The 14,309-nt window shown below is 37.9% G+C and carries 12 protein-coding genes; 6 read left to right on the top strand and 6 right to left on the bottom strand.

All coding sequences use genetic code 11. The features are described 5' to 3' along the window. Window positions 1-24 precede the first annotated feature (24 nt). Complete coding sequence (locus QHT84_RS08190; RefSeq protein WP_283239076.1) at window positions 25-1,032, bottom strand: 3-oxoacyl-ACP synthase III family protein; 1,008 nt, start codon at window positions 1,030-1,032, stop codon at window positions 25-27. A gap of 209 nt (window positions 1,033-1,241) precedes the next feature. On the opposite strand from QHT84_RS08190, the gene QHT84_RS08195 reads away from it, so the two are divergent. From QHT84_RS08195 to QHT84_RS08205, 3 genes are all read left to right on the top strand, one after another. Then, window positions 1,242-3,653: a prolyl oligopeptidase family serine peptidase gene (locus tag QHT84_RS08195; protein ID WP_283239077.1), complete on the top strand. Its 2,412-nt coding sequence runs from the start codon at window positions 1,242-1,244 to the stop codon at window positions 3,651-3,653. 154 nt (window positions 3,654-3,807) lie between these two features. Continuing rightward, on the top strand, window positions 3,808-4,350 hold the full coding sequence (locus QHT84_RS08200) for a DUF2975 domain-containing protein (protein ID WP_283239078.1): 543 nt from the start codon (window positions 3,808-3,810) through the stop codon (window positions 4,348-4,350). 3 nt (window positions 4,351-4,353) lie between these two features. Next, the gene (locus QHT84_RS08205) at window positions 4,354-4,566 is read left to right on the top strand and encodes a helix-turn-helix domain-containing protein (protein WP_283239079.1); all 213 of its coding nucleotides are present in this window, start codon (window positions 4,354-4,356) and stop codon (window positions 4,564-4,566) included. Window positions 4,567-4,576: 10 nt separating this feature from the next. On the opposite strand, the gene QHT84_RS08210 is transcribed toward QHT84_RS08205, so the two are convergent. From QHT84_RS08210 to QHT84_RS08230, 5 genes are all read right to left on the bottom strand, one after another. Next, entirely contained in the window at window positions 4,577-5,500 is a 924-nt protein-coding gene (locus QHT84_RS08210; protein WP_283239080.1) for an ABC transporter ATP-binding protein, read from the bottom strand. 108 nt (window positions 5,501-5,608) lie between these two features. After that, a complete protein-coding gene (locus QHT84_RS08215; RefSeq protein WP_283239081.1) occupies window positions 5,609-6,922 on the bottom strand; it encodes an ABC1 kinase family protein in 1,314 nt (437 codons plus the stop codon). Further along, window positions 6,923-7,594: a TetR family transcriptional regulator C-terminal domain-containing protein gene (locus tag QHT84_RS08220; RefSeq protein WP_283239082.1), complete on the bottom strand. Its 672-nt coding sequence runs from the start codon at window positions 7,592-7,594 to the stop codon at window positions 6,923-6,925. 158 nt (window positions 7,595-7,752) lie between these two features. After that, on the bottom strand, window positions 7,753-8,448 hold the full coding sequence (locus QHT84_RS08225; RefSeq protein WP_283239083.1) for an OmpA family protein: 696 nt from the start codon (window positions 8,446-8,448) through the stop codon (window positions 7,753-7,755). A gap of 6 nt (window positions 8,449-8,454) precedes the next feature. After that, window positions 8,455-8,931: a lipocalin family protein gene (locus tag QHT84_RS08230; RefSeq protein WP_283239084.1), complete on the bottom strand. Its 477-nt coding sequence runs from the start codon at window positions 8,929-8,931 to the stop codon at window positions 8,455-8,457. 172 nt (window positions 8,932-9,103) lie between these two features. On the opposite strand from QHT84_RS08230, the gene htpG reads away from it, so the two are divergent. From htpG to QHT84_RS08245, 3 genes are all read left to right on the top strand, one after another. Next, a complete protein-coding gene (htpG, locus tag QHT84_RS08235; RefSeq protein WP_283239085.1) occupies window positions 9,104-10,984 on the top strand; it encodes a molecular chaperone HtpG in 1,881 nt (626 codons plus the stop codon). 101 nt (window positions 10,985-11,085) lie between these two features. Further along, the gene (locus tag QHT84_RS08240) at window positions 11,086-11,487 is read left to right on the top strand and encodes a DUF2721 domain-containing protein (RefSeq protein WP_283239086.1); all 402 of its coding nucleotides are present in this window, start codon (window positions 11,086-11,088) and stop codon (window positions 11,485-11,487) included. Window positions 11,488-11,760: 273 nt separating this feature from the next. Beyond that, the gene (locus QHT84_RS08245) at window positions 11,761-14,289 is read left to right on the top strand and encodes a YCF48-related protein (protein WP_283239087.1); all 2,529 of its coding nucleotides are present in this window, start codon (window positions 11,761-11,763) and stop codon (window positions 14,287-14,289) included. The last annotated feature ends 20 nt before the right edge of the window (window positions 14,290-14,309 follow it).

A 14,309-nucleotide genomic window follows, 5' to 3' on the forward strand; every position in this document is an offset into this window, starting at 1 on the left:
CTTTTTTATAATTATGCATCGCACTTACCATTTGATAATGGCACTGGCCCAAGTAAAACCACTACCGAAAGCCGCTAATACAACCGTATCGCCTTCCTTGATTTTACCTTGTTCCCAAGCTTCGGTCAACGCAATCGGAATAGACGCTGCCGTGGTGTTACCATACTTTTGAATGTTATTGAAAACCTGATCATCCGTCAACTTAAATTTTTGCTGGATAAACTGGGAAATTCTCAAATTGGCTTGATGCGGAATCAACATATCAATATCAGATACCTGAAGATTGTTGGCTTGCAGGCCTTCCATAATAACTTCGCTGAAACGAACCACCGCATTTTTAAATACAAATTGCCCGTTCATGTAAGGGAAATAACTTTCGTCGTCCGGATTGTTGTCGGCTATAATATCGGTCACCCAACGTTTGCCCATACCGGGAGCTATCACGGTTAATTCCTCGGCATGTTGCCCTTCGGAATGCAAATGAGTAGATAAAATACCTTTACTCAAATCTTCTTCTCTACTCAAAACAGCCGCTCCGGCGCCATCACCAAAAATGACCGAAACACCCCGCCCGCGCGTAGTCATATCCAATCCGGTGGAGTGCAACTCGGAACCGATAACCAAGATATTTTTATACATTCCGGTCTTAATATACTGATCGGCTACAGAAAGCGCATATACAAATCCGGAACATTGGTTTCTCACATCCAAAGCGCCCACAGTGCGCAATCCTAAATCGCGTTGCACTAAAACACCCGGACCCGGAAAATAGTAATCCGGACTCAGCGTGGCAAAAATAACAAAGTCGATGTCATGGGTATCAATTTTGGCTCTTTCGATGGCTATTTTGGCCGCTTTAACGCCCATAGAAGTCGTTGTATCCTGGCCTCTTATGACATGTCGTCTTTCTTGAATACCGGTTCGTTCCTGAATCCATTCGTCATTGGTATCCATAATTTTAGATAAATCATCATTGGTTACAATATTATCAGGCACATAAAAACCTAAACCTGTTATTTTGGAGTGGTACATATTTTTTACTTATTTACTAAAATGAGAATAGCAAATTTATGAATCTTATAGTTTTAAAAGTCATTTTTGAGTTCTAATTTAGATTTATGCAAAAAAGAACGTCAACCTTACTATAGCAAAAGCGCCAACTTTAACAAAATCTTCCCATTATTTGTAACCGAAATACCGTAAATTCGACCTACTTTAAAACCATCATAAACTACGAGCATATGAAATTACGCTTTACTTTTTTGTTCTTACTCGGATTAGGATTTTCGGCTTTAGCTCAAGAAAATCTTACCTTTCAAAAACCTTCTGCCGAAATTTTAGCATTGGCCGATTACGAGCGAGCGCCATCGGTGAGCATGGATTCTAAAAAAGAATACCTATTGCTGAGTTATCGCAACACCTACAAAACGTTAGACGATTTAAATCAGGAAGAAATGCGCTTGGGCGGTTTGCGTATCAACCCGATTACCAATATTTCGAGTACGGTGACGTATGTCAACAATTTGAAGTTAAGAAAAGTAAGCGATAAAACAGAAACGCAAGTTTCGGGCTTACCGCAAAATGCTCGAATCACCAATATTGCTTGGTCGCCCAACGAGAAGAAAATCGGATTTACGCATACGACCAATACCGGAGTGGAACTTTGGGTAATTGATGTTATTTCGGCTTCTGCCAAAAAAATCACGGATGCCAACTTGAATGCCAACTTGGGAAGTCCGTACAGTTGGATGAAAGACAACGAAACGCTTTTGGTAAAAATGCTGCCGAAAAATCGTCCGGCACTAATTGACAGCAAGAAAGATCTGCCCAAAGGACCAACGGTTTCCACCGGAGACGGTTCGAAATCGCAAAACAGAACGTATCAGGATTTGTTGAAAAATAAAACGGACGAAGCCAATTTCGACGCTCTAGTGACTTCCGAATTATACAAAGTTTCCCTATCCGGCAAAACCGAATTATTCAAACCCGCCGACATTTATGCCGGAGAAAGTTTCTCACCCGACGGGAATTATTTAATGGTAACGACAATTCAAAAACCGTATTCTTATATCGTTCCGTTGAGCCGTTTTCCGCAAAAAACAGTGGTTTACGATGTAAACGGAAAAGAGATTAAAGTCGTTAATGATGTACCGCTCAATGAAGTGATGCCCAAAGGTTTTTCTTCTGTGAGAAAAGGTAAAAGAAGCATGAATTGGAGAGCCGACCAACCGGCAACACTTTCCTATGTCGTAGCGTTAGACGAAGGCGACCAAGCGAAGAAAGTCGATTTCAGAGATGAAGTTTTCACTTGGGACGCGCCATTCAACGCCGAACCCAAATCGATTTTAAAAACCCAACAACGTTTCAGCGGCATCATTTGGGGTAACGAAACTACCGCTATTGCTTATGATGATTGGTACGATACTCGAAACCAAAAAGTATATTTGTTCAATCCATCCCATCCGAACCAAGCGCCTAAAGTAATTTGGGACCGAAACTCGCAAGACATTTACAGCGATCCGGGGAATTTTGAAACCAAAAGAAATCAATATAACCGCTATGTGTTGGCCATCGAAAACAACAATGCTTACTTAATTGGCGACGGATTTACCAAAGAAGGACAGTTTCCGTTTGTAGACGAATTCAATTTGGCGACACTCAAAACAAAACGTTTGTACACCTCTAAAATGAAAGATAAAAAAGAGGATTTACAATCGATTGAAGACTTCAAAAAAGGCGATGTTTTGGTGCAAATCCAATCGAAAAACGACTTCCCGAACTACTATTTCAGAAACATCAAATCGGGTAAACTGACGCCGATTACCAGCTTCAAAAACCCTTTTGAGAGTATCAAAAACGTATATAAAGAAGTCATTAAATACAAGAGAAAAGACGGCGTGGAATTGTCGGGTACCTTGTATTTACCGGCCGATTACGACCGAACTAAGAAAACCGAAAAGTTGCCGTTGTTGATTTGGGCGTATCCGGAAGAATTTAAAGATAAAAACAGTGCCGGACAAAGCAACAAAAACCCTAACGAATTTACGTTTCCTTACTATGGGTCTTTTATATACTGGGTTACCAAGGGCTATGCCGTATTGGACGATGCTTCTTTCCCGATTATCGGGGAAGGCACTGCCGAACCGAATGATACGTTTATGCCGCAGTTAATTGCCAATGCCGAAGCGGCAATTGATGCCGTGGATAACTTGGGTTACATCAACCGAAAAAAAGTGGCTATTGGCGGGCATTCGTACGGTGCATTTATGACAGCCAATTTGCTAACGCACACTAATTTATTCGCCTGTGGCATCGCCCGAAGCGGCGCGTATAACAGAACGCTGACGCCTTTTGGTTTCCAAAGCGAACAACGCAATTACTGGGATGTTCCGGAAGTGTACAACGGTATGTCACCTTTTATGAACGCCGATAAAATGAAAACCCCTTTGTTGTTGGTTCACGGCGATGCCGACAATAATCCGGGAACGTTTACGTTGCAATCGGAGCGCTATTTCCAAGCGCTGAAAAATTTGGGGGCACCGGTTCGATTGGTTTTATTACCTAAAGAAAGTCACGGTTATGCCGCCAAAGAAAACATTTTACACTTGCTGTGGGAACAAGACCAATTCTTGGAAAAGTATTTGAAAAACTAAGCTACCAACAATATTTACTAAAACCTCAAGGTGTGAAAGCTTTGAGGTTTTTTTGACATTGACTATTTCTATTTTTTTTTGAAAAAAAATTATTATTTATTGTTTATCAATAAATTTTTATTATTTTTGACTCGTAATTCAAAATCTAAAAAAGATGGAAATCAGAATCACTACTAAAATGATACTCCAAGCATTACACCTATTATCTTGGATTATTTTTATCGGTTTATGCGTTGAAGCCGGTAGTTTTTTGTTCAATGCTGTATTTACGATGGTCTTTAATCCGTTGGCCGCCGATTATTTCAAACTTACGGAACTGTACCAATACGACAGTGGTTTTTTCTTGACTCAAATTGGTTTAGGCTTTATAGTGGCCATTTTGAAAGCCTTATTATTCTTCTTAATTGTAAAAATACTGTACGATAATAAGCTCGATTTTTCAAAACCTTTCAGTAAAGCACTTGTCAAGTTTGTTTCTAACCTAGCCTATTTGACGATTTTCATTAGCTTTTTCTCCAATTGGGGCGCTAATTACGCCAAATGGTTAGCCACAAAAGGCATAAACATGCCCGACATTGCTGATTTAAATTTAGACGGAGCCCATATTTGGCTATTTATGGGTGTGGTACTTTTGGTCATCGCTCAAATCTTTAAAAAGGGAGTAGAAATGCAAACCGAAAACGAACTAACCATCTGAGATATGCCCATAATTGTGAATGTAGATGTGATGATGGCCAAACGAAAAATGTCGTTGAATGAGCTGTCGGAGAAAGTCGATTTAACCTTATCGAATCTTTCCATATTGAAAACCGGCAAAGCCAAAGCCATTCGTTTCAGTACGCTCGAAGCGATTTGCAAAGCGTTGGATTGTCAACCCGGAGATATTTTAGAATATGTGACCGAAGAAAAATAAAGTGCTTCTTTTACAAAAGCACTTCTAAAAAAACAGTTGTCTTTGGCGAGAAATTGAGTTGGCTGTCAAAGTAAATTCTGTCGCCGTTATATTCGGCTTCCACTAAATAATGGCTGCCTTTGTAATACGATTGCAAAACAGTAACTTGAAAATCTGACTTAGGAACCACGTGTAATTGGTGCGGATATAAGTATCGTTTTTCGCCGTCCTTTTCGATTTCATTCACATCCCCAAAAAGCGAAGCAATGTATTTGCTCGTTGGGTTTTGGTATATATTTTCGGGCGACTCGGAAGCGATGATTTGGCCGTTTTGCATTACCAAAGCTTCATCGGCAAACGACAACACATCAGAACTATCGTGGGTAGCGACTAGGGTCGTAATTTGTTTTTCTTTCAGATAAGCAAACAATTTTCGGCGCAGGCTGTTCTTTCTGAAATTATCGATATGACTGAACGGTTCATCCAACAACAACACTTCGGGTTCTAAAGCTAATACGCGAGCCAAAGCCACGCGTTGCATTTGTCCGCCACTCAAATATTGGGCTTTCACCGAAGCGAATTCGGTCATTTCGACTATCTCCAATAATTCGGCTATCCGCGCTTGCTTTTTATCGGCATAAATATTCGACAAGTATTTGCCCACATTCTCGGCTACGGTAATAAAAGGCATCAAATCGAAATCTTGCGCCAAATACTTCATGTATTCCATGCCGGGAATGAGGTGAAATTTCGGTCCGAGAACTTCGCTATCATTCCAAAAAATACGCCCTTCATCCAAATCATACAGCCCGTAAATGAGTTTGAGGAGTGTGCTTTTCCCGCAACCGCTTTCGCCCATGACAGCCAGATTTTTACCTTTCTGTAATTGGAAAGAAAGATTATGTAAGGTGGGCTTATCCTGATAGGCAAAGGAAATATGTTGAACTTGTAGCATCTTGATTTTCTGAAAGGCAAACTTACGAACTTTATTAAAAAGATAAGAGCGACAGAACTCAAACGTGGAGTGTCGCTCTTACCAACCTAACCAATAAATAAACAAAGTTTAATTTTTCATATATTTTTCGAACAATTTGGTGTCGATGCGTGCTTTTAAATCGTGTAACAAATTATACAACCCGAAAAACGTTCGGTTGATGTACAAAAAGTGTTTCGAACCACGATTACCGTTCATTTTGCGAAGCTGTGTATCTTTAGAGAAAGCTTCTCCCATTTGGGCAATTTTTCCGAAGAAATCGGCATCCGAGAAATCGAAGGCATCGCCGTGAAACGGTTGCGTGAACAAGCTCAATAAGTCATGGAATATTTTGGTGAAATATTCTATTTCTTCAGGACTGTCATCGTGACGCAATATTTCGAGTTCGTATAATTTTTCGTTGAATAATTTCGGATTGTTGATGACTTCCGGCTTCGCCAATTCGAAATACGGAACATAAAACTCTTCGGGTACGTGTTTGATGCAACCAAAATCAATCGCTACCAATCGTCCTTCGGCATCAATGAGGAAATTCCCGGGATGCGGATCGGCGTGTACTTGTTTCAAATGGTGCATTTGGTACATGTAAAAATCCCACAATGCCTGACCTATTTTGTCACCTTTAGCTCGGTCTTCATTGTGCGCTGCAAACTCCGACAAATGCTCGCCTTGAATCCATTCCATCGTTAAAATCTTTTCCGATGAATATTCAGGATAGTATTTCGGGAAACGCAAATTATCGATTTTACCACACCAATCGGACACTTCCAGACTTTGCTTTAATTCTAATACATAATCGGTTTCTTCGAGCAATTTGTCTTCAACTTCCTTAAAATATTTATCGGAATCTTTCCCTTTGATGTTGAACATTCTGATAGCAAAAGGTTTCACCAATGCCAAATCAGAACTTATACTTTCCGCCACTCCGGGATATTGGATTTTCACAGCAAAATTTTTCCCATTTTTTGTTGCTTTGTGTACCTGACCGATACTCGCGGCGTTCATGGCATCCGGAGTGAAGGAATCATATATTTCCTCGGGATATTTCCCTAAATATTTTTTGAATGTTTTACGAACCAAGGGCGCTGACAGAGGCGGCACCGAAAACTGCGACAACGAGAATTTTTCGACATACGCTTGCGGCATGATACTTTTATCCATACTCAACATTTGAGCCACTTTCAACGCACTTCCTTTCAAATTTTTTAATCCGTCGTAAATGTCTTCGGCATTGTTTTCATCTAGTTTTTCTCGTGTTAAAGACGGATTGACTATTTTTTCACCATAATAGGCTACGAAATTGGTCCCGACTTTTATACCGGTTTTCACTAACTGTCCGGCGCGTTCAATCTTTCCCGTTGGAATTTTGTCTAAGGTTTTCATTTATTGCATTTTTTCTTTCCAAAGAAACTTGCCCAAATCAAACAAACTTTCCAAGGGTTTGGTGTTCAATAAATCGACTACCGTGTTTACTGATTTCTCAATCAACACATCAGTCTTTTCAAAACCTTTCGACGTATCATCCATCCAAAATTTCAGTAAAAATAAGAACTGTAGCCAAGCGCCTTCGGCGTAAACGGGTTCGGTTACTTTTGCCACTTTCCCGAACGGCTCTGAAGGCTCTGAGGTAATACTATCTACGATATATTTCTTAAAATGGTTTCGGAATGTTTTTAGTTGTTTCAAATTCTTTAATCCTTCATTATTTTCTTTGAGCGAAAACAATACATAGCTTCTGTTCAGGGTTAGAATTTCAAACAGTGTGAAGTACAGCGTTAGCAGTTTATTCTTATCCGAATAGCTTTCAAACGCCACTTCCTTTTCAATAGTGGCCACAGCATTTTCAAAAAACTTCACCCAAATATCTTGTTTCAACGCTTCCAGAGACCCAAAGAAAGCATAGAAATCGCTTTCCTCGATGGCATGCTTTTTACAAAAAACATACACATTTTTAGGTGCTTCATTATTTTCCAAAACCTCATTCATGTATATTGAAATGATGGCGTTGTCATCGGGAGTGCTTTTTTTTGTTTTTGCTTTTTTAACCGTAGCCATGGTGTTACCTTTAAGAGATGTAAAGTTAATAATGTTTAACTATTTTAAAAAATAATTAAACAAAAAGTTTTGTTAAATTATTAGGCGTAAAAAGTTAAAGTCAAAAAAAAGCGCCCACCAAAAGTGGGCGCTTTTTATATTTTTAAAAAGGCAAAAAATTATTTTCCGGCTTCTTTTTGTGCGTCTTGAATCATCTTTTCATTGGCTGTAATGGCAAATTCCACACGACGGTTTTTACTTCTTCCTTCCGGTGTATCGTTAGTCGCAATAGGATCGGCAATACCTAATCCGGTTGTTACAAAACGGGAAGCCACCAAACCTTTACCTATCAAATACGATTTCACCGAAGCGGCTCTTTGTTCAGATAAGGTCAAGTTGTATTCCGGTGTTCCTGTACTGTCGGTATAGCCGTAAATCTGAATATTAGTATCCGGGTATTGGTTAAAAACCGGCACTAATTTATCTAAGTTGGCTTTAGCAGCAGCGGTTAAAGTAGATTTGTTCGTGTCAAAGCGAACCGCATTTTCACCCAAAACCAATCGAATCCCTTCGCCAACTCTTTCAACTTGCGCACCGGGAAGTGCCGTTTCAATTTCACGGGCTTGCTTATCCATTTTAGTACCGATAACTCCACCGGCAACACCGCCAATGACTCCGCCCAACACCGCCCCCAGGGCTCCGTTACCGCCTTTACCGATATTATTTCCTAAAATTCCGCCTAACACGGCTCCTCCAACGGCGCCAATGGCCACGCCTCGTTGCTGATTACTGGTGTTTTTAACTGACTCGCAACCGGTAAAAACCGTGGCAATCATAAAAACTGTTCCTAAAACAATGGTACTTATCTTCTTCATATTTACTTAATTTACTTTGTCAAATTGATATACTACAGCGGTCATTTTGCCGGCTACATTAATTTGGTCAACCAACTGAAACGATCTTTCTGTTTGGTTTGCCACTCTTAAAACATAACCCGATTTTACCGTTTTGGCTTTGGCTTCATCTAAAATTTTTAAGACAAATTCACCTTCTTTGTTGATAAACCAAGTTATAGGCGTTGAATAAGCAGTACAATTCGGGCTGTTTAAAGCCATACTTCCCTTGTTGCTCATAGACACGAACTTCCATTTACTTCCAATAAAACATTTGGAATCAGCCAAATCAAAAGAAGTCACTTTAATCACTTCAGATCCGGGATAATTCACTGAAGAAATTACCCATTCTCCTTTAATGGCGGTTTGAGATTGTGAATCTACCTTAGTATTGGTCGCCGAATTCGTCGATTTACAAGACAAAAACAAAACCGATACTACACTAAGTAAAATAATTTTTTTCATATCAATCATATTAACTTTATTAGAGACAAAGATACAGCACTTTTTTGGTTGTTATTTACAAAATTATACGATTTCCTTGCAGAATTTACTACGTCAATTTGTCATATTCCCGACAATTGGTATTTTCTTTGCGTAGCCTGAATCAAAAATTGTATAACTTAAAACAAATCATATGACAACAGGAAAAATTAATGTTTCGGTAGAAAACATCTTTCCGCTAATTAAGAAGTTTTTATACAGCGATCACGAAATTTTCTTGCGTGAATTAGTTTCGAATGCCACTGATGCCACTTTAAAACTAAAGCATCTTACCAGCATCGGAGAAGCCAAAGTAGACTATGGCAATCCTGTTATTGAAGTCAAAATTGACAAAGACAACAAAAAACTGCACATCATTGACCAAGGTTTGGGGATGACCGCTGAAGAAGTAGAAAAGTACATCAACCAAGTAGCTTTTTCGGGTGCAGAAGAATTTTTGGAAAAATACAAAGATTCTGCCAAGGATTCGGGCATCATTGGTCATTTTGGTTTAGGATTCTACTCGGCTTTTATGGTAGCCGAAAAAGTGGAAATCATTACCAAATCATACAAAGACGAGCCGGCAGCGCATTGGACGTGTGACGGTAGTCCGGAATTCACCTTAGTACCACACGACAAAACTGAACGAGGCACCGAAATCATTTTACACATCGCCGAAGATTCTTTAGAATTCTTAGAAGAATTCAAAATCCGTGAATTGTTGACCAAATACAACAAATTTATGCCGGTACCGATTAAATTCGGAACCAAAAAAGAAGCCTTGCCGAAGCCGGAAGATGCCGGTGACGATTATAAAACTGAGTATGTTGATGTGGATAATATTATCAACAACCCTACTCCGACTTGGACCAAACAACCTGCTGACTTAAACGAAGAAGATTATAAAGCATTCTACCGTGAGTTGTATCCGATGCAATTTGAAGAGCCGTTGTTCAACATTCATTTGAATGTAGATTATCCGTTTAACTTGACCGGAATTTTATACTTCCCTAAACTGGATGCGAATCTGCAAGTACAGAAAGACAAAATCCAATTGTACCAAAACCAAGTATTTGTCACTGATAATGTGGAAGGCATAGTGCCCGAATTCTTAGTCATGCTGCGCGGCGTGATTGACTCTCCGGACATTCCGCTAAACGTTTCTCGTTCCTATTTACAAGCCGATGGCAACGTGAAGAAAATTTCGAATTACATTACGCGTAAAGTGGCCGATAAATTGAAATCGCTCTTCAACGAAAACCGCGAAGATTTTGAAAGCAAATGGAACGACATTAAAATCGTGTTGGAATACGGCATGTTATCGGAACCGAAATTCTATGAAAAAGCGGGTGACTTTGTTTTGTACCCAACGGTTGACGGCAAGTATTATACCTTGGCCGAATTGAAAGAAGCCATCTCAGCCAATCAAACCGATAAAAACGGAAAATTAGTAGTGCTGTATGCTTCTAACAAAGACGCGCAACACAGTTATATTGAAATCGCGGCAGCAAAAGGTTATGAAGTGTTGCTGCTAGATTCGCCTATCGTATCACATTTAATTCAAAAACTGGAAAGCGACAACGAAAACCTTACATTTACGCGTGTCGACTCGGATCATATTGACAAATTGATTCAAAAAGAAGACACCCAAATTTCGAAATTGTCAGAAGAAGAATCAACGCAACTGAAAACTGTTTTAGAAGAAATTGTACCAAAAACTAACTACACGGTTCAATTGGAACCGATGGATAGTGCTGCAGCGCCTTTCATCATTACCCAACCCGAGTTTATGCGACGCATGAAAGAAATGAGTCAAACCGGCGGCGGTATGTTTGGCATGGGCAATTTCCCGGAAATGTACAATTTGGTGGTCAACACCAATTCAGAATTAGCCACTACTATCTTAAAAGCCGACAAATCGGTTCAGGAAAGTTTGGTCAAACAAGCACTCGACTTGGCGAAAATTTCCCAAGGGTTACTCAAAGGCGAAGAATTAACCGCCTTTGTAAAAAGAAGCTTTGAATTAATTAAGTAAAAAAGAAACCTAAGATAAGTAAAACCTGTAAGTGTAGCACTTGCAGGTTTTTTTATTGAAAATAATTCTCGACATTCGTAGTTCTTAATTCCATATTATACATGACGCTTTCTATAGAAACTCCCGCGCTATTATTCTCGGCCACATCCTTGATTTTATTGGCCTACACCAATCGGTTTTTAACAATCGCCCAAATTGTGCGCAGTTTGAAAAAGCATTACGACGAAAACCACACACGAAGCATATTGTTGCAAATTAAAAACTTAAACCTTCGTCTTTCCCTGATTCGTTATATGCAGCTCTTTGGTGTATTGTGTTTGTTTCTTTCGGTATTTGCCATGTTGTGTTTGTTTATGGATTGGCACACAGCCGGCGTTTATTTGTTTGCGGCTAGTTTATTGTGTTTATTGACTTCACTAGGGATTTCTTTTTGGGAAATCAGTATTTCAGTAACAGCTTTGCGCTTACACTTGAGTGACTTGGAAGAGGAAAGCAAAAAATAAACCACAAAAAAATCCCGAGAACATCGGGATTTTTTTTATTTATTTACTCAAGTACATTTTTCTTCTGCTGTACAATTCGTAAAACTGATCGTCTTTTAAATCGTCTATGAACAAGATGCTTTCACCTGTCGATTTTAGATCCGGATTAATGAGTTTTAAATTCAGAATTTAGTATTCGATTTTCCAACCTTAAATCGATAGGTTTTTTTAAACAAATTATTAATCAGATAATATTTACCGTAATTTTCTTATTTTTACTAAAAATTTGCTTCTATGAAAAAAATACTAATTGTATTGGTAAACTTAATTGTTTCAAAAACAGTTTCTGCTCAATGTTTTGATGGTCCTCAATTGTTAAATGCAAGTTTTAGAAAAATTGCTTTTTTTGATGAAAACAATGGATTTGCATTTGGACAAGGAACATTAATGAAAACTAATGATGGAAGTCAAAATTGGAACTTTATACCTTTTCCAAATACACGTTATGACACGGAACCATTAAAATCTTACTCTTTTTTGAATTCAACTTCCGCTGTAATTGTAGGGCAGAAAGGAACCATCATAAAAACTACCGACTTAGGTCAAAGTTGGAACTCATTAAGTTTGGGTATTAATGGGAATGAAAACATCAATAGTGTTGATTTTATAAATGAAAATATAGGATACGCCACTGCATATACTTCCACGCCTCAACAAAGATATTTTATGAAAACCACAAATGGAGGAGCAAGCTGGACCCAAATACCAACATATTTTAATAGCTACATTAATTTTTACAGTACAATTAATATCCATTTTTTAAGTGAAACTGTTGGTTTTGCTTGGAGTGGTAAATATTTGTTCAAAACCATGGATGGAGGAAACACTTGGACTGAGTTACAAAATCCTTCAGGAACAACCAGTTCCAATCAAAAAAATATTACTGATTTAAAAGTTTCTGAAAATGGCACTATAGTTTTATCGTGCTATGACAGCTTAGCGTCTTATTATAAATCCACAGACAATGGAGCGAGTTGGCAATTTATAACAGATTTGACTCCATCCAACAATATTTATAATTCATTAGGCATTTTTGATGTAAAAAATAATAAAATAATGTTAGTTGGTGCAATAGGAATGACAACAAACTTAAGTTTTATCTCTTATGATTTGACAAGTAATCAGATTACTTCCAATCAAATAAACACGCGAATGGGATATCAATCAGACATCTTTTTTGTCAATTCTACTGTAGGATACATTATTGACAGAGGGTATGCATTTTGGACTGATACCCCTGGAAGAAAGATATTAAAAACTTCTGATGGAGGCATTACTTGGAATGAATTTGATTCATTTGCTTTAATTAATCCTTCTTCTACAAATATCAAAGTTCTCACAAATGGTCCCAATACACTTACTTTAACTAAACAAGACGATTATGATGGAAGCGCATATGATTTTAATTTATATACCTCAGTTGATAATGGAGCCACATGGCAATTGAAACTAACCGCCAATAATATGTATTGCAATTTGCTAAAAGCTGAAAACAACTACATTAGCTATTTGCGATTTGCCAATCCTACGAACGGTGCCGAAGGGTTTTCCTTGTATGAATCTTTTGATTTAGGAGTTACTTGGACACATTCTGAATTTTTAGGGGTTCCCAATTCTATTATCAATAGTTTCGAACAATTGGATATGAATACTCTGCGTTGTGGACTTAATAGTGAAATTTATCTTTCATTTGATAAGGGCCAAAATTGGATTAACGTGCCAATGCCAGTGATTCCTAATGTTGTTTTTTATTACAGTAAAATTAAAAATATGAGTGAAATTTATGCATGGGGAAAATATAACCAATGGCCATCAAACTACGATTACTATTTGTATAAAACTGATAATTTAGGACAATCATGGCAGCTCATCACATCTATTCCTGATAACAATGGCATAGATCTAGGAGGTATTGCATCCAATACCTTTTTCGGAAGTAATTATGCCATAGTTTCCACAGGGGGAAACACTTATTTCAAAGTTAATCTTGATAATTCATCATACATTCAAATTCCATTTAACCATCCTGTTTCAAATCAGGTGTATCTCGATCAAAACAGATTTAAAATACTTGACGACAACAAATGGCTATTTGTTACTGAAAACGGATATAAAACCTCCACAGATCAAGGGGTAAATTGGACGGATAAAGCTTGTATGGTATGCAGTACAAAAACGATCTATGATAATATTACAGGAACATTAATTTCCTACGATAGTGACCATGCTGTTGAACGTATAGGTAATTATAGTCCTTCTACCCCTACAATTTATGGAAATTCTATTTCGCAAATAAATCAAACTGAAACTTATTTTGTAGCGCAAAGTGATTTTGCCAATGTAGAATGGATTTTAGTTTCAGGCGGAATAATAACTGAGAATAATGGTAATTTAATTGAAATAAATTGGTTAGAATCAGGCCAACATATTTTAAAAGCAAAATATATTAACAGTTGTGGAGAATCTTCCTATTGCGAGTTTATTGTAACTATTAATAATCTTGGAGTTGTTGAAAACTCAATCCAAAAAACAATACTATTTCCCAATCCATTTAAAGATCAAGTTACAATCGAAAGTGAAATTCTAAGCCTTAATTCTGAAATAAAAATCTTTACTCCTCATGGCCAGCTTGTATATTTTCAAAACTTTAACTCGAGCCATACTGTAATTCTTTCCAACCTAGAATATCTTAAAAAGGGCACTTATTTCTTAACCATCAACAATAATAATGGCACACATTTCTTTAAATTAATAAAAAATTAAACATAAAAAATCCCGATGTT

Source organism: Flavobacterium sedimenticola (genome assembly GCF_030053345.1).
Lineage (GTDB): Bacteria > Bacteroidota > Bacteroidia > Flavobacteriales > Flavobacteriaceae > Flavobacterium > Flavobacterium sedimenticola.